We start from the raw sequence: 20,241 nt of genomic DNA, 5'->3' as shown, positions 1-20,241 counted from the left end.
GCTGCGCTTCCTGGCGGAACTGCTCCAACTCCTTCTCCAACTCCACGGACCACCTCCTGGCGTGTGGCACACGGAGGTCTCACGCGCGGCTCGGCACGTCACGACGGGGCACGGCGAGGTCTTACGGGAATTCGAGTCGTCCGAGGAGACGGACTTCCGGCGGAGGTGTGGCGCATTGCCCTACTGCGGAATGCGCTCCCGATGGCGCTGTGCGGGTACTGCGTCTGGTTCGGCCTCGTGGATGCGCTCTTCATCGTCGGAGAGGAACGGCGATGCCTCCACGACTGGGTGGCTGGCACACGCGTTGTGAAGGCCCTCGGGCGCGGCACTCGTTCGCTGGGTGGTGCGTGACTGGCTGAAGCGTTGGTTTCGAAGTCCCTTCACCGAGAGGGGAGAATGAGAGGCGATGACATGGATGGAGTAGTGAAGTCCGGACGCCCCCGGTGGTTGGCCGGGCTCGTGTGTACGGTGGTGGCGCTGGCGTTGGGGTGCGCCCGGCACACGTGGAAGCGGGACGACGTCATGACGTGGGAGGGTTGCTGCGAGGGCACTGACGCGTGCCTTGCGCTGCTGCAGGAAACCCACGGCCCCGACACCGGGGAGAAGTGGCCGGCACCGGAGCAGGCGTGTGCCGCCTGGAAGTTAGGGCGCGCGGGGGAGGACGTCGTCCCCCGGTTGATTTCGCTGCTTGAGCACCCGGAGCGCCGCGTCCGCGGCGGTGCGGTACAGGCACTGGCGAACATGGGTGAGAAGGCCAAGAGCGCCTTGCCCGCGCTGCTTGATGCGTATGAGCGGGAGCCCCGTGGGATGGCCCTGCACGCGCTCTCCTCCCTCGATGACGAGCGAGCAGCTCCAGCCATTCTGCGTCACCTCCTGGAGTCGCCCACGTCGACGCTGGAGCACCTCGGCCCGACGTTGGCCCCGGTGCTGGTGGGGGTGCTGGAGAATCCTGAGTCGAGCTGGGAGGCGCTGGTGCTGGTGCGCTACGTGCTCGCCCGGCGCGGCTCCATGTACACGGAGACTTTCGTCCCGCGCCTGCGGACACTCCTCGCGCGGGAGCTGGTGGAGCCCACTCTCCGGCGCCCACCCGGGATGTCCTGCCCGGCGTCCCCCGCGCCAGGCTGCGAGGCGGTTTTTGACGGGTGCACCCCGCGCGCGGCCTACGTGGCTTCGGTGTTGGCGGCCTACGGGCGCCAAGGGGAGAAGGCCGCGCCCGAGGTGCTGCAGGCGCTACAGCGGGGGGACGTGCGCCTCACACCCGTGGCGCTGCAGGCGCTGGTGGCCTTCGGGAGTCCTGCTGCGGTGCCGGGCGTCCTTGAGCAGCTTGCCGTTCCTGAATGCCGTGCCCGGGCCCTCACGGGCCTCGCGTCCCTGGGGGGCGTGGCGCGGCCAGCCGCGACGGAGCCTCTGCTGCGGCTGCTGGCCACGGGGGAGGAGGGGTGGGAGCGCGCGCGGGCGGCGGAGGCCCTTGGACGCGTGGGAGACCCAGCGGCCCTCGAGGCGCTACGCCAGGCGGTGTACGCGCCGCACAGCGAAGTCCAGGCCGCGGCGGTTTATGCGCTGGGCAGCTACGAGTTCCGGGCGCATGAGGAGGAACTGGAGCCGCTGCTGCAGCGGGTGGTGGCGACGCACGCCTCTCCGGTGGCGAGGGGCTACGCGAGGTTGGCCCTGCAAGGCCTCTTGGGACAGGAGGTACAGCCTGCGGAGTCCATCGACTGCGCCCTCGTCATTCCAGGACGCAGCGGGGAGTGGACGCTGTGCGAGAGGCACACCTCCCTCCAGTTGCACTGGGTGAAGCCGAAGGCGCCCTCGCGAGAGAGTCCGTGTGCAGCCGTGCCTGGAGGAGATTCCGCGTCCGTCCTCGAAGCCATGGGAGAGGCTTGTCTCGTCGGATGGGACGACGGGGAGTTGGGGGGCGCGCTGGAAGTGCATGAGCCCGGGCGGGTGACGGTGCTGGAGGAGCCCCAGGCAAACCCCCTGCAAGTCGTGCGGATGCACGGCACCCTCGTGGTGCTGGAGGGCCTGGCACACCTGTTTGGCGGTGCAGGGCGTCTGGTGCGTGTCGACGCGTCCGAGGGGCGGTGGCGTGCCACACCTTGGGTGACGCTCCCAGGCGCGCCGATGGCCTACGCGCTGGACGAGGCGGGAGACCTCGTTGTCGGGACGACGGACCAGCGACTCGACGCAGTCGTCTGTGGCCGGGCTGGCGCCTTTGCACCCGCCCACGTGGTGCGCGTCACGAGGGACGGGCGCTTGGCCCCCGTCGAACCGGACGGACGGCCCTGAAGCTACCGCGTGGGAGAGGGTGGCCCTCCCAAGTCTTCAGGCCCGTGACGCCGGGCTGCTGTTGCCTCTGTCACGGAGGCACGTGTGCCGGCGCTCGTCGGCGGGGCGCACCGGGCGAGGATGCGCTTCCACCCATTCCGCGCTGCTGCGGCTTCCCGGACGAACTCCACGACCTCGCTCAGCGAGACACGCTCATCACATGGTGCTGCGCTGGCCACGTAGTCGTCGGCGAGCGCCATGCGTGCCTGTCGGCTACCGCCGGTTTCGAGGATGCGGCTGTACGCCTCGCAGGCGTAGGCGAACGTCTCGCGCTTTCGGTAGTCGATGTCGAGGAGCCACTCGCGCCGACGTGTCTCGGGCAGGCCCACCGTGCGGCGCTTGCAGTTGTGGAAGACGTGGGCAGCTTCATGCACGAGGTAGTCAGCGAAGGGAAACGTCTCGTCGAAGTAGGAGAGGGAGACGTAGCACGTGGTGCCCTCGCTGAGGCCCAGGAGGAGGGGGGCTTGCTCGCCGAGCAACTCGCCGCCGACGCTGAGGAGGTAGAGGTTGGCCAAGTCCCACGCCGTGCTCAGCCAGGGGGACTGGCGCAGGACGTGGCTGATGTTGGTCGGCGTAAGGAAGACGACGGACTTCTCCAGGAGGGAGATGACGGCGCCCTGTTCCAGGGCGGGGAAGAGGCCGCGCACCATGGGCGCCACCTTCCGCCGCGTGAGAGCGACGATGTCGAGCCCCCGGAGTCGCTCGTCGGAGGGGCGCGTCACTGTTCGCCGCTGTACCTCCTCGACGAGCGCCCGGCGAAGCTCTTCATGCGCGCGTCGCTCCCGCTCAAGGCGGTCGCCAGGCCAGGCGCGGCAGTGCGTGTCGTGCTCACCCGTGCGGAGAAAGTGTTGGACGTCGTCAGCCGTGCCCATGAAGGGAGGCAGTTCATCTCGCGGCAACGAAGGTCGCAACTTCTGGAGCGACGGGAGTAATGGGGCCTGCTGGCACGGCGCCTGCTCCGTGGGCCTCTCATGGACATGGAGAAGCGGCGGGCGCTCTCGGAGCGACTGGGGCGGGCGGAGATGGGGCTGCGGCTTGCGCGCGCGATGAGGGACGGCAGTCCGGAGTCCCGGATGCTGCTGGTTCAGGCGAAGAAGGAGTATGGCGACGCAGAGGCAGCGGTGCTGGCGGAGCTGGGCGCCCGCGCGGCTCTTTCGTTGGTCGAGGAACTCGAGGCGTGTGGAGGCCTACCGCTGGGCTTGTGAGGCAGGTGCGCTGCGGGCCGGGGGCATGTCGATGAGGTGGTAGGCCTCACCGAGGCCGGGCAGCGTCCGGACGACGGAGCCGCGCCTTTCGAGGACTCGTCGGAGCTTGAGGTTGGGGTGGGCGCATCGCACCGCGTGGACCACCCACTCAATGTGTCCGATGCCCCTCGCCTGCGTGAGCCTTCGCACCAGCCTCCAGAAGGCAGGGAGGACACCCTCTCCTCCGTTGTCGATATGCGCTAACTCCATGGACAGGGTGTCGGGCTGAAGGAGGAAGGAGCCGAGCACCTTCGCGGAGCCGATGCGGATGACGATGGGCTCACCCGTCAGCACGAAGGCGGCCAGCTCCTTTTCGGCCAGGTGGAGCACCTCGTCGGACGTGTAGCCCTCGTTTGGGGCGTGTTTTGTGTGGTATTTCAGTGTCACGGGATTGGAAGGGGCCGTGCGGTGCTGCGACGCGGGGAGGGGGCGTGCCCCTGCTCAGGGGTAGCCCCGAAGTCTGCCGAGGAGCATCATGCCTCGCTTGGCTTCGGCTGCGTCCCCTTCGGCCAGCTCCAGGTAGACGCGGCCGTGGTTCGGCTCCTGGACGCGCTCGGTCTTCACGGTCCACCGCTCTCGCGCGGGTGTGTTCAGCTCCAGGTTGGCCGCGAAGGCGAGGAGCGTCCCACTAAGTCGCCGGGGGTTGGAGTCGCGCGGGACGATGATGTCGAGTTGAGGCTGAGGTGCGCCGGATGGGCTCTTTCCAAGGTTCAGGCGCAGCGTTGGGTTCTGGAGCTCAATCACCATCATTTGGCCCCGGGGGATGCGGGTGAGAAAGGTTGTCATGGTGTGTGTTCCTCTGGGGTAGGCGCGCTCATTTGCTCCGTGGGAGCCCGCGCGGCGCTGCGCGGGCTCCCGTTGCCCAGACCGTTCAGCCCAGCAGGGCGTTGAGGAGCGCCATGCCCCGCTTGGCCTCGGCCTCGTCGCCTTCGGCCAGCTCCAGGTAGACGCGGCCGTGGTTCGCCTCCGCGAGGCGCTCGGTTTGCACAATCCACCGCTCGCGGGTGGGCGTGCGCAGCTCCACGCTGGCGGCGAAGGTGTAGAGCATCGCGCTCGTCTCCCGGTGGCTGGAGCCGCGCGGGAGGAACATGTCCACCTGCGGCTGAAGCGTGCCGTATCGGCTCTTGCCGAGACTCAGATTCAACGTGACGTTCTGGGGCTCGGCTGCCGTCATCTGGCGAGCGTGACGGGCCTGGGGGGGAGGTCTTCATGGCGTGCGTTCCTTTGGGATTGGCGGAGCCGTCGCTGGTCGTCGCGAAATGCATACATCCCTACGTGGAGAGGTGAAGCAAGTCGCGTCTGATGTTCTGTGTCGAATGTGGCTGGCACCCAGGGCTGGAGCGTGTTTTGTGTGGTGTTTCAGTGTTGCGGGATTGGGAGGGGAGCCCGCGCGGTGCTGCGGCGCGGGCTCCCCCTCCCCCTGCCACTCAGTCCATCAGGCTGTTGAGGAGTGCCATGCCCCGCATGGCCTCGGCCTCGTCCCCCTCGGCCAGCTCCAGGTAGATGCGGCCGTGGTTCGGCCCCGCGCAGCAGTCGTGCTGAATGAGCCAGCGCTCGTTGGCGGGGGTGTCCAGCTCCAGGCTGGCGGCGAAGGTGTGAAGCAGCGCGCTCACCTGCCGGTGGGTGGCACCGGGCTGAAGGAAGATGTCCAGTTGAGGCTGGGCCGTGCCGTGCTGGCTCTTGCCGAGGGTCAACTTCAATACGGTGTTGCTGAAATCAACAACCTTGACCGGGACGATGAAAGTAGGGACGGCCGTGGCGCTCATGGTCAGTGTTCCTGTGGGTTCGCGCGGTGCTTTGTTGTCCGTCGCGAAATCCATACACGCTCTGGTCGGCGGGCGTATCAAGTCCTCTCTGGCGTCTGGATGCGTATGTTTTTGAGGGGGTATCCGTTGTGGAGACCTCTTTTCCTTGCGCCTTCGGGTGGTGTGCGGGATGTCACCTTTGTTTCGGCCCGGGCGGGCGCTCCCGAGCGGCCGTGGGGTTCAGCTCGTTGAGGGCGTCCTGGGCGTCCTGGGCGTCCTCGGCGCTCCAATCCCCCAGCCGCGGCATTCGACTGTGTTCCTTCCGGGCGGCAGGTTGGGCTGCCGCCCGCATACCCATGTCAGCGGAGAGCCCTGTGCAGGACTTGCAGCCCGCGCTCTGCCTCGTCACGAGTCGGCCGAGGGCCACCGTCCCCGAGCAAGAGCAGGTGGACGCGGCCTGCGAGCCCGTTGTCGAGCACCTCCGACTCGACGAGCCAGTGCTCCTGCGCCGGGGTGCGCAACTCCACCTGTGCGGCAAGGAGGAGGAGAGCCGCGTTGCGCTGCCGTGAGGAGGTGCCTTGCGCGAAGGCGACTTCGACTTCGGGCCGCAGCTCGGCGTCGCAGTCTGGGAGGGCCAGCCTCACTTCGACGCGGGCGCCCGCGAGCGCCTTTCGAAGCGCCACCGACACGAGGGTGTCAGTGGCTTGTTCCTTGGTCGCCATGGCGGGCCTTACTCCTCAGTCTTCGGGGCGAAGTGCGCGGCGGCCTGGGTGGCGCCCATGGCCGTGAGTTCGCGGTGCACCGCGCGCATGAAGAAGCGCGTCCGGCTCGGCAGGCCGGCGTCGCGCCAGGCCTTGTCCAGGGCCTTGAGGGCCTCGTCGTCGAAGGAGAGGGGGATGACGCGCTTGCCGTCCTCGCGCACCTTCGCCTCGCGCTCGGGGCGCGGGCCCACGTTGATTCGCCCGGCCTCCGCCTCCCGAATCTTCCACTTGAGGTAGGAGACGTCGCTGCTACCCGTCGGGCGTCCCACGACTTCGCGGTACTTCGCCTGCAACTCCTCCAGCGACATGCCGGCGAAGCGCCCGCGCCGAGGGGCAGGCTGCGTGGCTGCAGCCGGCATGGCGGCCGGTGCGGCGGGCGCCGGAGGCGTGCTGGGGGCGGCGGCCTTCGCCCGGCGGGAGGGGGTGCGCTGCTTCTTCGCGGCGAGGGACTCCTCGATGCGGCGGATGAGGTACTTCTTGTTGGGAGTGCGCGTCTCCTCACCCACGACTTCTCGGTAGCGGGCACGCAGCTCCGTCAGGTTCATGGACTCCAGCTTCTTCTTCGGGGCGGTGGTGCGGGACATGGTGGTGTTTTCCTTTCCGGGCCGTGGGTACACGTCTGCCATTCACAAGGGCGGCCCGGTGGCCCTCATGCGCTGGTGCCCCGCTGGGCGGGGCGTGGTTGGTGAGAGGGAGCGCTACTTGCTGCGGGTGTTGCTGGCGGCGCTCAGGCCAGCCTGATAGGCGGCTTCGAGCGCCTCCTTCAGGCGCCACACCGCCACCTCGTGAAAGTCGAGGCTGTCACTGTTGCGTGTCTTCAAGGTTTCGATGTTCAGCGTCTCGCGAGCAATGCGCTCAAGAGTTTCTTGGAGGGCCGGGTCGGGCTTCGCGGTGGTTGCGGTGCGTGGCTTGCGGGGTGTCATTGTTTCATCCCTTGGTGCGCCGTTGGGTGGCGCGCGTGAGGCATACACGCTCTGTTGCGTGCGTATGGCAAGTCATTGTGCGCTGGGATTGCGCAGGTGCGCGAAGCACTCCAAGTCAATGGCGCGCGGGGCGACATGCACAAAGCTGGTGCTGCCATCCAAGAGGACAGGTGCAGCGTCGATGCAGTCCTCGGCCGTGACGCCCCCGAGGCGCGCCAGCTTCTCGTCCGTGTTCACGTAGTAGTCGTCGGCTTCCGTGTCGGCGTCAGGGCGGGTGCCGCCGCGCAACACCGCGAAGATGCGGACCGTCTGCCCCCGGAGGCCGGGGATTTCGTTGCCGAGGTAGGTGGTGTCGGTGCCGATAACCATGGGTGTCTCCCTGGCGCGCAGTGGGCAGCGCGCGAAGACATACACGCTCTGCTTTCGAGACATGGCAAGCCGAGAAGAGAGGGATTCGGGGGCGACTTGAAGCGCGACGGGCGGGGAGTGCCCTCTGTTTTGCTGGCGGTGTATGCCTATTGACTGGACTCTTCCGGGGCGCGGGGGTGCTCGCCGGGCGGCACCTCGATGCGCAGGCCCTGCGGGAACCAGCGCGCGCGAGCCTCTTGAGACAGGGGCCGCACCGCCACCTTGCCCGCGCCTCCCCCTTGGGCTTGAGCACCGTGTGCAGGCGCCCGCGTTGGACGAGCTCTGCGTGGAGGTAGCCAACGAGGAGTCGGTGCAGGTGGCCGAAGCTGCCTGGCGCCGGATGCTCCGGCTCGCCCTCCTGCGCGCGGATGAGGAACTCGGTGGAGCGGCAGGTGGGACAGGGCGGGTGGTGTACCCCCGTGAAGAGTCGGACAGTCTCGTTCGGCTAAAGAGCGAGTCTGAAGAGGGAGAAGAAGACCCCAGAGGGAGGGCCGGAAGTGGCCGCTGGGAGCAAGCGTCGCCGCCGGTACTCGGCGGAGGAGAAGCTACGCATGGTGGCCGAGTGCGAGGTGCCGGGAAGTAACGTCTCCCTGGTGGCCCGCAAGTACGGCATCAACGCCAGCCTGCTGTTCTGGTGGCGGCAGTTGAAGGAGCCGGGCGGCGTGTCGGGGCTGCAGGCCGGCGAGGCGGTGGTGCCCGAGTCCGAGGTGCAGGCGCTCAAGGCCCAGGTGCGCGAGTTGCAGCGGCTCTTGGGGAGGAAGACGCAGGAGGCCGAAATCGTCCGGGACGCGGTGGAGCTGGCGCGCGAAAAAACTGCGCCAGCAAATATGGCCTGAGCCCCAGGTGTTGCCCCTCTGAGAAGAGGGGCGCCATGGCTCGGACGACGGCTCGCCCCGTGGCGACCCGAGAGGTGAAGGTCGACAGCGAGCGCTGGCGTTGTGAGGCGTGCGGCACGAGGACGCGAGCGGATTGGCGCTCGCGTCGCTGCGTGACGACGCTGGCGGGTTGCGTGGGGTTCTCGGTGCAGGTGCGGGTATGCCACCGGGAGGAATGCCTGCTGAAGGGAGTGCCACTCCGGGCAGAGGGCGAGGGCCTGTACCTGAGCTATCCCCTCATTTGAAGATTCCCCTCGGAGAACGCATGGGCAGCCGAGCAAGCAAGCTCAGAGGGAAAATCGAAAATGAGGGGATGCTTCAGGGCCTGTACCGCACCGGGTTGTTGAGACACCAGGTTGGTCGTAATCAAGCCGCTTACTTCAGCAGCAGCTCCCGCCGCTCCTCGCCTGCTCCCCAGAAAGCACGCGCGTAGTGCCTGGCATAGCGGCCCGTGACCTCGTGGAGCCTCACCATCATCAGGACATCGACCGTGTTGAACTCACGGTCGATGGCCGCGCCGTCGCCAATGAATCCGCCAAGCCGGAGGCCCCCCTCGATGAGGGGCGGCAGCTGGGGGGGACGGGAGGAACACGCCAGGCCCACCTCGAACTCCGGTGGGACGCGAAGATGCGAGAGCGCATGCGGACGCAAGGCCCGAGGCGCCAGGTGGTGGCGCCGCAGCCATGCGAGCGCGGACGCACAACGCCGGGGGTCCGCGCCGGGGAAGCTCGCGCACCCGAACAGCATCGTCACCCCTCGCAGGAAGACCTGCTCCGCGATTCCTCGCCAGAGCAGGTGCATCACGGGCAGGCCGCGCGCCGCAGGAGCCACGCACGCGCGCCCCAACTCCAGCACCTCGCCCGGCTCCTGGAGGAGAGGCTCCAGGTGGAACTCGCCGGCCGAGTAGAAGCCGCCCACACGCGCGGCCTGCTCGCGCCCGAGCAACCGGAACGTGCCGACCACCGCCGGCGCGCCGGGGACCGCATGGTCCAGCACGACGAGATGGTCCGCCACCGCGTCGTACCGGTCCACGTCGCGGCGCCGTCCCCCGCCACCGTCCAACGGCCACGCTCCCACTTCCTCTCCGAAGACCTGGAAGCGCAGCGCCTGCGCGGCGTCGATCTCCGTCGCGTCGTGCGCCAGGCGCACCTCGAGACGTCCCGGCGCCGCGCGGGCCTCTGCCGGAGAAGAAGCCACAGGCGCGGTCACGCGATGGCCAACCGCGGCATGGCGACCTGCGTGGTGCCAAACTCCACCACCTGCACCCTGAAGGAGGTGGTCACCGCCTGTGCGTTGCCAACGCCGTTGCTGACGGACAGCGTGTACCTCGTCGCGGGCGTGAGCGGCAGCGTCGACGGCGCGTTTGGCGGCTCACTGATGGCCCCCGACGAGGCGTCGAGCACCAGCCAGGAGGGCAACCCCGGCGTGATGGCCCACGTCTTGGGCTGGCTCCCCGGCTGCGTCAGCACCGGATTGAATACCTGCCCCTGCGAGAACGAGTACAGCGTGATGTCGCCCATCGTGAGGCCCGCGGGCACCATGGGGACCTGGGTCACCGTCCAGTTGCCTCCGGACGCCGAGACCACCGCCGTCTGGCCATTCCACGAGAGCCTTTGCCCGGAGGTGCCGTAGCGCTGGATGGAGAACGACCCGGACGAGAAGAACGAGCCGTCCTGGGTGGGGCTCGACTGGAGCACGACGCTCCAGAGCTGCGTGCCGTAGTTCGGGTCGGTCGACGGGAGCGGGGTCTGGAAGGACACGCTGTTGTCCTGGTGGGCGGTGAGCGCCATCTGCATGGGCGAGCCCGACGCGCCGGTGACCAGCGCGGTGATCACCGTCTGCCCCGTCCCGTTGGTGCTGGCGAAGAACACTGTGTCGTAGCTGTAGTCGGTCGGCGCCAGCGAGCCGAGCGCCCCGTTCGTGCCCACCTTCAACACCGCCCCACCGCCGCCGGGGATGGAGAGCGTCAACCCCAGCCGCTGCGGCTCGCCTTGCTGCACGTACCCGTTGAAGTAGTCGATCTCCGTCTTGTACTGCATGAAGAACCCGGCCGGCCTGGCGTAGTCCTGTCCGAACTGCTGGACCGGGTTCAGGCGCGGCTTGAAGGCCAGGTAGAGCAGGAAGATCACCCCGGCCACCGCGGCCAGGATGCCGAGGATGCTCAGCACCGAGCAGATCGTCGACACCGCGAGCCCGCCGATCGCCTCGACGCCGGCCGCGCCGAGCGCCCAGCTTCCGGCGGTGGCGAGCAGGTCCAGCCCGCTGGCGGCCACCAGCAGCCAGTCTCCCGAGGCCTCCAGCGCCGACTGGGCATGGAGCGCCATGATGATACCGGTGACGAGGTTGATGACCGCGAACGCCGCCCCCAGCCGGGTGGCGACGAACTCGTCCAGGTTCTTGCCGAAGATCTTGGTGACGAGCGAGGTGTCCTCCTCGGCCGCCTCCGAGAACAGGTTGCCGAACATCTCGGACGGGTACTCCTCGATGCTGCCGTCGTTCACCAGCCACTTCTGGAAGCCGTTCTGGAGCCGTTCGTCGGCCTGCGCCATCAGGTCGCTGGAGAAGAGGGGCTTGATGTTGTCCCAGAGCGTCGCATCGGTGTCCCACACCGCGGAGAGCGCCACCCCTCTCTTGAGGATGCTGCTGGTGGCCTGGATGGTGAACGACGCCGCGTTGGCGACCAGCGCCGTCCGCTGGGTGGGGGAGAGCTCGTTCCAGGCGAGCGCCCCGTAGACGATTCCCATCACGCCCACCGCGCCCAGCCCCATGCAGAGCAGGTTCGCTCCCAGCGTGCCAATCTTCCCGGACACGGAGCCCGCCATCAGCGGAGCGATCTGTGCCCAGCCGTAGATGCCCACCCTGCCAATCGCCGCCGCCTGCATGGTGGCGATGTACTCGGCCAACTGCGTGTCCGCGGCGAGCTTCGCGGCCTCCTGCGCCGCCTGCTGGACCTGCGGGTCCGAGCTGTTCCCGTACTGCGCGGCGATCTGCGCCAGGACCTGCTGGACGTCATACACGTAGTCGTCCGGGTTGGCCGAGTAGTCGAACAGCTCGGGGATCATGTTCCCGATCTGGAACGTCTGGATGACGCTGATGTACTGCTGGGAGAAGAGGTTGCTGGGGTCCAGGAGCGACAGCAGGGCGACGTTGGTCTGGCACTGCCGCATGAAGGCCGAGCCATCCAGGTCCGCCGCCTGCCCCAGGCTCATCATCTCGATGATGGTCAGCTCCTGGGGGCTGCTGATGTAGCGGAAGAACGTGTACGCCCAGTAGAGGCCGCTGTTCACCGCCACCGTGACCAGGTTGTTGACGATGGCCGTCATCGTCGCCAGCGCGGAGGGGTCGATGATGGTGGCCTGCAACTCCGCCAGCCACTGCTTCTGGTCCGCGAGGATGTACTGCGCGTAGGTGGAGCGGTTCTGCTGCTGGTCGGCCAGGTACTGCGGCAGCAGCGCGTTCTGCGGCTGGTTGGACCACTCATGGGAGTACATCGCCGTGGACTGCACCTGGAACACGGCGCTGGCGGAGGTCTCCGTCTTCAGCCAGTTCTGCGCGCGCAGGGCGTTGAGCTGGTTGGCGCCGGCCTCGTCGAACGTGGAGAGGATGTTGGTGAGGTAGGCGGTGGCGAGCGACTGGTACCACTGGCTGGGGTTGGTCCCCATGCCCGCGACGTTCTGCAGCCAGGAAGGCAGCGTCGGCTGCCCGGTCCCGAAGTACGTCTGCCGGAGGTTCGACGGCAGGTAGTACATCATCACCTGGTTGAAGTCGTTCATCGTGGCCTGCTGCACCACGTCGGACCAGACGTTGTTGGTGAACGCGAACTGGGTCATGTTCGCGAGCGTCGTCAGGTTGAGCTGCGTGTTGACGGCGGAGGTGGAGGCTAGCGCCGTGACCGGGTGGGCGGCGAACGCGGCCCGGTGGGCGGGCGCGGTGAGCTCCGAGGCCTGCACGCGCCGGCCCCCGCGGGGCTGGTCGGGCAGCCAGGCGGAGTGGCCGTCCTGGGAGAAGTGGACGGTGCCGGCCGCGGGCAGACCGGTGAGCTGCTGCTGCCGCGGGCTCAGCCCCTCGAAGTGCAGGGTCGAGCCCCGCAGCCGCGAGGCGGGGACCTCCTCGTCCTGCACGTAGAGGCGCCCGCCGTGCACCGCGATGGGCGAGCGCACGCCGTCCAACGTGTAGAGGCCGACGACGGACGGGTTCACCACCTGCCCCTGCAGGCCGAGCGTCGTGCCCGCCTGGCTGTCGTCGACCGTCAGCATGGCGCCGGTGAGGGTGGAGCCCGCGTCCGTCACCGCGAAGGACACCTGGTACGGGAAGACGGTTTGGATGGCGCGCGCGTTCGGATCGCTCAGGGTGGAGCGGTTGTCGGCGCCGGGCGAGACGCCCGGGTTCAGCGCCATGTTGAAGACCAGGTTGCTGTTGAGCACGGCGCCCAGGGTGTTGGGGGCCGGTGTCCACGGGGTCTGCGTCTGCAGGTCGTTGAACGACGTGGCGATGTTGTAGGTCTCCTGTCCGACGATGACGGTGCCCGTCACCTGCCAGGTGAACTGGAGCGCGTCCTTCACCCAGGTGGCCGCCTGCCAGCGAGGGTCCTGGGGGTTCCAGTGGAGCTGGAGCGCGGGCGGCGTGCCCGTCACCGTGCTGCCGGTGTCCAGAGCCACGGCGCAGTCGTAGCTCACCGGGGCGAGCGTGGCCTCCACGCCGACCCGGTCGCCGGCCGTCTCGATGCTGCCGACGAAGCCGTGCCCGCCGTGGTGGAAGACGAGCCGGCCGCTGTGCCCGCCGTCCTCCCGGCGGAAGTTCCAGGTGAGCAGGCCGCGGTGCGGGTCCCACTGGAAGTGCGACGCGGCGACCGGGAGGCGATCCAGGTAGAGCGCGGTCGGGCGGTCGCGGCGGCGTCCCCCCAGCACCAGGGAGAGGGTGGTCGGCGTCCCCTTCGGGGCGGGCTGGAGCGAGCGCCCGCGCTTGACGGTGACGTGGTAGGTGCGGGCGCTCCCATGCACCGCGTCGATGAGGGCGTGGTGCCGGAACCGGTGCAGCGTCGAGGCCACCTTGGGAGAGACGGCCTGGGGAACGGCGAACGTCGGCTGCGAAGCGCGCATGGTGCTGACTCCTGTCATGGGGTTGGGGGGAAGGTCCCGGCCGCGGCGGGGGGCTTCAGGGGGTCGCGGCGTTCGGCGGCAGGTAGGGCTGCACCGCCGTCGGGAAGCGCTGGGTCAGCAGCGCGCCCATCGTCGTCCCGAGTTGCTGGGCGAACGAGGCGGACTGGCTCGCGCCCCAGCCCGAGCGGGCCTGCGCCTCCGCCACCATGAGCTGCGGCACCAGCGGGCGCACGTCGAACTGGAGCTGCCCGACGACGTCGCCCCCGGGCGTGAACACCGCGGCGGAGCAGAGGCGGTAGCCGGCCTCGAAGAGCGCGGAGAGTGGCGTCACGCCCTGCACGGGCAGGGCGGTGCCGTCCTGCCGCCGCAGCCTGAAGGTGAGGGCCCAGGTGGCCACGCCCGTGCCGGGCTCGGACGGGCGCCAGTTGTCGAAGTAGACGACCTGGTCGAACTGCTGGGCGTAGCCGGCGCTCGACAGCGGGCCGAAGGTCGGGAGCGTGCGCGTCACCGCGGCCGCGCCGCTGCCCAACTGGACCTCCAGCGTGAGCCTCTCACTGGGGGGGATGGCGTCGTTCGCCAGCAGTTCGATCGAGAGGACCGAGACCGCCAACATCGTCGCGTCCAGGTCACCGATGGGCGTGAAGCTGCGCCAGCCCATGCTGATGGCGTCGTTGAGCTCGTCGCCGAAGAGGGAGGTGAGGGCCGCGAAGTAGGCCCCCTGGGGCCCGTCGTACGTGGGTGTCCCGGTGGCCGTCTTCACCGTCATGGCGCTCGCCATCCCGCGCGCCATCTCCCGCAGCGCCGCGGGCGGGACCGCGGCCGTGGGCGGGGGCGGCGCCGCGTTGCCCTGGATGGCGCGGATGGCGTCCGGCAGCAGGTAGGTCGAGACGGTGGTGAGCCCCTGGTACAGGACGCTCTCCCACTGGTCCGCGGGCACGCTCTGGAGCGTCTGCTGCACGGTGCTCCACGAACCGGACATCACGGACGAGAGCGCCGAGGAGGCGAGCGGCGCGACGCCGAAGAGGGGCACCTCGCTCGACACGACGCACATCGTGGTGCCGTCGCCCACGATGTACTCGGACAGGCCCTGGGGGTCGAAGTCCACCACCAGGTCGTAGATGGTCGTGTCGCCGCCGCGAAGCTGCGTCTGGAGCGAGTTCACCGGGATGGGCTTGGGAGCATTCCCGGCCCAGCCCATCAGCGGCGGGCAGCCCGGCCCCAGCGTGGCGATGCCGAGCGTCGACAGCGTGGGCACGGTGTTCATCAGGTCCACCGGCTGGACGCACGCGAGCTTCGCGCCCTGGCCGGCGGAGTTCAGGGTGAGGAACGGATGCGTGCCGGTGAAGAGGAACCCCAGGTTGTTGAAGCCGTAGACCTCCTCGTTCTGGAGCACCAGCGTGGGCGTGGCGAGCACGTGGGCGGAACCGGAGCGCGTGCGCACCTGGTCGCCCGCCTTGATCTGCTCGATGTGCTTCAGGCTTCCGTCCGCCATCAGCACCTTCGCGCCCGCGAGGAAGCAACTGCCGCCCGGCGGCGACCGCCACGGGTTGCCGGGCTGGCTGTTGGCGGTGAACTCGAACGAGTTCTCCTCATTCATGCACGACGGCCACGACGAGCCCGGCGTGACCATGCACACCTGGGCGAGGATGCCGGGCGTGGCCGGCCCCTTGAGGTCGTTCCAGTCGAGCGACAGCGGGCTCATCCACGGCAGGTACGTCTCCCACTGGCCCGCGGACACGGAGGCGGGCACCGGGAGCTGGGCCGCGACGAGCTGGTTGATCAGCGCGTCGATGCTGGCGTTCGACATGCCGAGCAGTTGGAGCTTGAGCCAGTGGTGGAACAGCTCCCACGTCTGGTCGGTCCACTGGTGGCTCGCCGCCTGCGCCACCTTCGCGGAGATCCAGGCCGGGTTGGAGAGGTAGCTGGAGTAGATGGTGGCCGCCTGCGACCACTGGCCCTGGGGGATGGCGGCGAGCGCGGTCGCGACGGCGTTGGGCGTCGTCTTCAGGAGCTGGCTGTACAGCGCGTTCAGCTTCGGCTGGAGCGCCGCGTTGCTGGCCGAGACCTGGTTGTTGATGGCCGGCTGCTTGAGCTGGGGGCGCAGGTCCGAGGTGATGTTGTACATCGCCTGGCAGAGCGTCACGACCGCGAAGCTGGACCACCACGAGTCGTTCAGTCCCGTGGCCGGCGTCACCGCGCCCTGATTGGGATCGGCGCGGTAGTTGGGAAAGAAGATCTGCAGGAAGGTCTGGCCGGAGGGCATCCACCACGGCTCGGAGTGCCGGCCCGGCGTGGCCCCCTGGAGCCGCCCCACCAGCGCCGAGCGCGCCGCCTTGCCCACCGGGTTGTCGCCGGAGACGGGCTGGGCCGCGAAGAGCGCGGTGACCTGGTCGTTGAGGGTGGAGCCGGTGGCGGTGGACGACAAGGCCATCAGCCGGGTGGCGTTGCGCGGCGAGGGTTTGGAGCTGGTGTGCATGGCGGTCTCCTGGTCAGACGGCGAGCGCGACGGGTTCCGTCCCGGTGCCCGTGCTGGAGGGCGCCGGCAGGACCTGGAGGGCGAAGGCCGTCTGGATGGGGTTGGTGAGCAGCGAGTTCGTGACGGACAGGACGTAGGTCCCCGCCGGGGTCACGGGCAGCGGCTGCGGCGCGTTCAGCGGTTCGGTGATGACGCCGGTCGCGGTATCGAGCGACAGGAACGCCGGCAGGGCCGGGGAGATTGCCCACGTCTGGGGAGCGCTCCCCGCCTGCGCCAGGCGTGGAATGAAGCTCGCGCCCTGGGAGAACGTGTAGAGCGTCACGTCGCGCATGGAGAGCCCCAGGGGGACCATCGGCTGCTGCTGGAGGGTGAACCGTGAACCCGACGCGCCGAGCGCGACGCCGTGGCCGGTCCAGACCAGCGACTGGTCCGTCCCCACCCGCGTGAGCGTGAAGGGGCCTGACTCCGGCGCCTTCCCGTCCCAGGTGGGGTCCCCCACCAGCGTGATGGTCCAGAGCTGCGTCGCCGCCGCCGGGTCGGTCGACGCGAGGATCGGCTGGAAGGACACCCCACCGCCGGAGCCCGTGAGCGCGAATGCGCGCGCCGAGTCCCCGCCGCCGACGAGCGCCACGAGCTGGGAGCGCCCCTCCCCGTCCGTCGAGGGGAAGAACACCGTGGCGTAGCCGTGGTCGAGCGGCCCGCTGCCCAGGGTGCCGTCGCCGCCGACGCGGAGCACCGCTCCCTGTCCGCCCGGGACCGCGAGCGAGACGCCGAGCCGCGCCAGCCCTCCCGGGGGTGTGTAGCCGGTGAACGCGTCGATCGCGCTGCCGTAGGGCATGTAGAAGCCCGCGGGCTGGGCGTAGGTGGTGGCGAACGTCTGCACCGGCGACGGTCGCGCCTGCTGCCACCACTGGACGATCAGCAGGACCACGCCGGCGACGGCGGCGAGGATGGACAGGACTCCGAACACGCTGACGAGGGTGGAGACCGACAGCCCGCCGAGCTCGGTGACGCCGAACGCGTCGGCGATCCACCCACCCGCGGTGGCGATCAGGCTGAGCGCGCTCGAGGTCACGCTGAGCGCGCTCACCAGTTCCTCGTCCAGCGTGGCGCTGTTGGCCAGGGCGAAGGCGCCGGCGATCAGGCTGGCGAGCGCGAACACCGCGCCCAGCCGGAGCCCGACGAAGCTGTCGAGGTTCCGCCCGAAGATGCGGGTGACCACCGTCTCGCCTTGGGCCGCGGCCTCGTCGAACAGCGAGCCGAACATCTCCGACTGGGGGATGACCCGGTTGCCAATGAGCCACTTGGTGAGACCGGTGTCGACGGCGGCGTTGGCCGCGTTGAGCATCTCGGTGGTGAAGAGCGCTCGCACCGCGCTCCAGGTGGTGGCGTAGCTGTCGAGGGCGTTGGCGAAGATCAGCTCCCACTTCACGACCACGTAGGCGACCTGCACCGTGTACTTGACGGCCGAGACGATGGTGCCAGGCGACACGGCCGCCGTCGCACTGGCCGCGGTTGGCGCGAAGTCAGCCACTCCATGGACGACTGCGCTGGTGTTGAGGCCCGCGAGCGACAAGCAGAGCAACTGGGAGCCCAGCGTTCCGACCGAGCCCTCCACCGACGCTTGCATCGCCGGGGCCGCCGTTGACCACCCGGCACCCGCCGCGCAGCCAGCGGCGGCGGCCTGCACGCTGGCGACCAGGGCCGGCAGGTCGCTCCGCGCGGCCAGGCTCCGCGCCTCGTCGCCAATCCTCGCGAGCACCGGGTCGCTGCTCCCCGCGACATCCGAGGCGATGCCCTGCAGCACCTGCGCGACCGCACCGTCCATCCCGCCAGGACCACCGCCGTAGTCCGCCAGCGACGGCACCACGTTCCCGTAGAGCATCGTGTTGACGGCCGCCGCGTACTGTTGGGCGAAGAGGTTGCTCGAGTCCAGGCTGGTGAGCACCGCCATGTCCGTCTGGACCCGGCGCATGAAGGCCGAGCCGTCCGCGTCCATGCTGAAGAGCTCCAGCTCGGTGAAGGCCGACGGCTGGGTGGCGTAGCGGAAGTACGTGTAGGCCCAGTAGAGCGCTGACTGCTCCGCGGTCGCCGCCAGGTTGTCCACCATGGACTGCATCGCCTGGAGCGAGGCCGGGTCGGCGATGTCCTGGGCCAGCTCCGTCTTCCATGCGGCCGCGTCGTCCGCGATGAGCGAGGTGTAGCTCATCGCGTTCTGGCGCTGGTCCGTGAGGAAGTCGTTGATCGCCGGGAAGCGGTTGGCCCATTCGAGCTGGTAGAGCGCCGGTGCCTGCACGCGGTACACCTCACTTGCCGCGACCTGCTCCTTGAGCCAGGTCTGCGCCCGCGCGGCGTTGAGCGTGTTGGCGCCGGGCTGGTCCCAGGTCGAGAGCACGTCGGTCAGGAAGGAGACCGACAGCGAGCCGTACCACTCCGCCGGGGAACTCCCCGCCGGAGCCATGGCCGCGACTCGCTGGAGCGCCGGAGAGAGGGCGGGCTGGTTCTGGCTCCAGTAGGTCTGCCGCAGCTGCGGATCCATGAAGTAGAGGAGGATCTGGTTGAAGTCCGCCATCGAGGCCTGCTGGACCGCGTCCACCCACGTCGTGCCATCCGGACCGGCCTGCTGCTCGAAGGGGTTCATCAGCGCGAGGGTCTGGAGGTTGAGCGGGGAGGTGCCGGCCGAGAACGACTGGCGTGCGACGCGCGAATCCGCGCCCAGGCGCGTGCCGGACGCGCCGTCGGTCAGCCGCACCCGCGAACCGTCGTCGCTGAACTCCAGCGTGCCCTCCGCAGGAAGCCCGCCCGCCGCCTGCTGCGCGGGAGAGAGTCCACTGAAGGAGAGCGCGTTGCGCCGCAGCCGCGCGGCTTCCACCGGCGCTCCACCGACGTGGAGCAACCCCTCGTGCACCGCGAACGAGGCATCGGCCCCGGCGCCTTCGAGCGCGTAGTACCCGGCCACCGACGGGTTCGCCACCTGGCCCTGGACGCCGAGCACCACGCCGTTCTGCGCGTCCACCACGGTGAGCATGGTCCCGGTGAGATCAATCGCGGTGGGGCTGAGCTGGAAGCTGAACTGGAAGGGGAAGACGGTGGTGATGGCTCGCGAAGCTGGATCCGTCAGGCCCTGGCGGTTGTCGGGCGGCGGTGCGAGCCCCGAGGCGACCGAGAGCGTGAAGACCATGTTGGCGTCGACCAGGGCACCGAAGGAGCCTTGGCGCGGCGTCCAGGTGACGCCGGTCTGGGCGTCATTGAATGAGACGTAGAAGTCCCAGAACTCCTGGCCGACGATGATCTGCTGCCGCATCTGGTAGGTGAACTGGAGGGCGGACGGCACCCACGTCGCGTGGCTCCACGCCGGGCTGGATGCGTCGTAGTGGAGCTGCAGCGCGGGAGGCTGGCCGGTGACGTAGCCCCCCACCTGCTGCGCGACCGTGCACTCATAGGTGATGGGCGGGAGCGACGCCGTCACCCGGTGCGTTTTCCCCCCTTCGCTCACGAAGCCGGTGGCGGTGGCGCCGCCCTCCTCGAACCGGAGCAGCCCTGAGTGCGTGGCCTGTCCCAGCAAGAAGCGCCAGTGCAACGTACCGCCGCGGAGATCGAAGCCCCAATGCGCGGTGGGGACCAGCACCTGGCCCACCAGGAGCTGGGAGGGCGCCCGCTTGTCCTTCCCGTCGAAGAGGAGGGTGATGCGGAGCGGAAGGTCCGCGTCCTTCGCCCGCAGCCGGTAGGTGCGGGCGCCCTGATGGAGGCGGCCCTGCACCGCGGTCTGGGTCGCGGCGCCAGCGTCAAAGACCTCTCGATAGGGGGGGAGCTGAGAACCGGGCGCGGGCAAAGTGGAAGGAGCCATGGGCCTTGCCTCTGGAGCAGGAGGAATGCGCCGCCCCAATGCAAGCCACGCGCCCCACCCCCGTGCCCCAGGAGCCCATCCGCGCCGCCTCCCGGTTGCGTTCCGGAAGGACGCGGCGCCGTTCCTCACGGACGCCAGGCTCTGGGCATGCTCCGCTTCAGTGGACACCAACGAAGATGCGGATACGGTGTCCAACAGGGTGGGAGTGAAGAAAGTGAGCCTCCCGGGGGGACACCGGAGGTGAGGTAGCCGAAGGATGTCCACGACGATGCCGAGAAGAGAGCGCAGGAAGTACACGCCGGAGTTCAAAGCCCGGGCGGTGAACTGGTGCTGGAGGAAGGCAAATCCCGGGCGCAGGTGGTCAAGGACAAGGACTTGGACCTGACGCGTAGCGCCCTGGAAACTTGGGCAAGGCAGGCCCGAACGGATGCGGGCCAGGGGCCGAGCGGGGTGCTGACGACGGGTGAGAAGGCAGAACTGGCCCAACTGCGCCGCGAGGTGCGCCAGCTGCGGATGGAACGAGAAACACTAAAAACGC

Annotated in this window: 15 protein-coding genes and 1 pseudogene; 3 read left to right on the top strand and 13 right to left on the bottom strand. The window is 69.1% G+C overall.

Features of this window, described 5'->3' with window-relative positions; translation table 11 throughout:
• Positions 1-411 precede the first annotated feature (411 nt).
• Positions 412-2,286, top strand: a complete 1,875-nt coding sequence (locus tag U8525_RS32995) for a HEAT repeat domain-containing protein (protein ID WP_374270708.1) — start codon at positions 412-414, stop codon at positions 2,284-2,286.
• 2 nt (positions 2,287-2,288) lie between these two features.
• Here the strand turns inward: U8525_RS32995 and U8525_RS32990 are convergent, their stop codons facing one another.
• Positions 2,289-3,197 (bottom strand): hypothetical protein, encoded by a 909-nt coding sequence (locus U8525_RS32990; protein WP_374270707.1) that lies wholly within the window; start codon positions 3,195-3,197, stop codon positions 2,289-2,291.
• Positions 3,198-3,296: 99 nt separating this feature from the next.
• Between U8525_RS32990 and U8525_RS32985 the strand changes: the two genes are divergently transcribed.
• On the top strand, positions 3,297-3,530 hold the full coding sequence (locus U8525_RS32985) for a hypothetical protein (RefSeq protein WP_374270706.1): 234 nt from the start codon (positions 3,297-3,299) through the stop codon (positions 3,528-3,530).
• Here U8525_RS32985 and U8525_RS32980 read toward each other — a convergent pair.
• From U8525_RS32980 to U8525_RS32945, 8 genes are all read right to left on the bottom strand, one after another.
• Positions 3,513-3,956: a hypothetical protein gene (locus tag U8525_RS32980; RefSeq protein ID WP_374270705.1), complete on the bottom strand. Its 444-nt coding sequence runs from the start codon at positions 3,954-3,956 to the stop codon at positions 3,513-3,515. The two genes, U8525_RS32985 and U8525_RS32980, sit on opposite strands and share 18 nt — an antisense overlap.
• 54 nt (positions 3,957-4,010) lie before the next feature.
• Complete coding sequence (locus U8525_RS32975; RefSeq protein ID WP_374270704.1) at positions 4,011-4,355, bottom strand: hypothetical protein; 345 nt, start codon at positions 4,353-4,355, stop codon at positions 4,011-4,013.
• A gap of 85 nt (positions 4,356-4,440) precedes the next feature.
• Positions 4,441-4,713: a hypothetical protein gene (locus tag U8525_RS32970; protein ID WP_374270703.1), complete on the bottom strand. Its 273-nt coding sequence runs from the start codon at positions 4,711-4,713 to the stop codon at positions 4,441-4,443.
• Between the two features lie 283 nt (positions 4,714-4,996).
• Positions 4,997-5,335, bottom strand: coding sequence for a hypothetical protein (locus U8525_RS32965; RefSeq protein WP_374270702.1), 339 nt, complete (start codon positions 5,333-5,335; stop codon positions 4,997-4,999).
• Positions 5,336-5,673: 338 nt separating this feature from the next.
• On the bottom strand, positions 5,674-6,036 hold the full coding sequence (locus tag U8525_RS32960; RefSeq protein ID WP_374270701.1) for a hypothetical protein: 363 nt from the start codon (positions 6,034-6,036) through the stop codon (positions 5,674-5,676).
• Positions 6,037-6,044: 8 nt separating this feature from the next.
• Complete coding sequence (locus tag U8525_RS32955; RefSeq protein ID WP_374270700.1) at positions 6,045-6,659, bottom strand: DUF2924 domain-containing protein; 615 nt, start codon at positions 6,657-6,659, stop codon at positions 6,045-6,047.
• Positions 6,660-6,773: 114 nt separating this feature from the next.
• Entirely contained in the window at positions 6,774-6,998 is a 225-nt protein-coding gene (locus tag U8525_RS32950; RefSeq protein ID WP_374270699.1) for a DUF6900 domain-containing protein, read from the bottom strand.
• 72 nt (positions 6,999-7,070) lie between these two features.
• On the bottom strand, positions 7,071-7,367 hold the full coding sequence (locus U8525_RS32945) for a hypothetical protein (protein ID WP_374270698.1): 297 nt from the start codon (positions 7,365-7,367) through the stop codon (positions 7,071-7,073).
• A 497-nt stretch (positions 7,368-7,864) separates the two neighbouring features.
• Between U8525_RS32945 and U8525_RS32940 the strand changes: the two are divergent.
• Positions 7,865-8,212: pseudogene (locus tag U8525_RS32940) on the top strand (transposase); the annotation flags it as partial.
• Positions 8,213-8,656: 444 nt separating this feature from the next.
• On the opposite strand, the gene U8525_RS32935 reads toward U8525_RS32940, so the two are convergent.
• From U8525_RS32935 to U8525_RS32920, 4 genes are read right to left on the bottom strand one after another with little or no spacing between them, the layout of a single operon-like run.
• Positions 8,657-9,430: a GNAT family N-acetyltransferase gene (locus U8525_RS32935; protein WP_374270697.1), complete on the bottom strand. Its 774-nt coding sequence runs from the start codon at positions 9,428-9,430 to the stop codon at positions 8,657-8,659.
• Between the two features lie 56 nt (positions 9,431-9,486).
• On the bottom strand, positions 9,487-13,380 hold the full coding sequence (locus U8525_RS32930; RefSeq protein WP_374270696.1) for a hypothetical protein: 3,894 nt from the start codon (positions 13,378-13,380) through the stop codon (positions 9,487-9,489).
• 55 nt (positions 13,381-13,435) lie between these two features.
• Positions 13,436-15,856 (bottom strand): hypothetical protein, encoded by a 2,421-nt coding sequence (locus U8525_RS32925; RefSeq protein WP_374270695.1) that lies wholly within the window; start codon positions 15,854-15,856, stop codon positions 13,436-13,438.
• 13 nt (positions 15,857-15,869) lie between these two features.
• Positions 15,870-19,703, bottom strand: a complete 3,834-nt coding sequence (locus U8525_RS32920; protein WP_374270694.1) for a hypothetical protein — start codon at positions 19,701-19,703, stop codon at positions 15,870-15,872.
• Positions 19,704-20,241: the final 538 nt, after the last annotated feature.

The sequence above is a fragment of the Corallococcus sp. RDP092CA genome (assembly GCF_041903675.1).
Lineage (GTDB): Bacteria > Myxococcota > Myxococcia > Myxococcales > Myxococcaceae > Corallococcus.
Note: the sequence above shows the minus strand (reverse complement) of the source record. Positions and strands in the feature narration are given on the sequence as shown.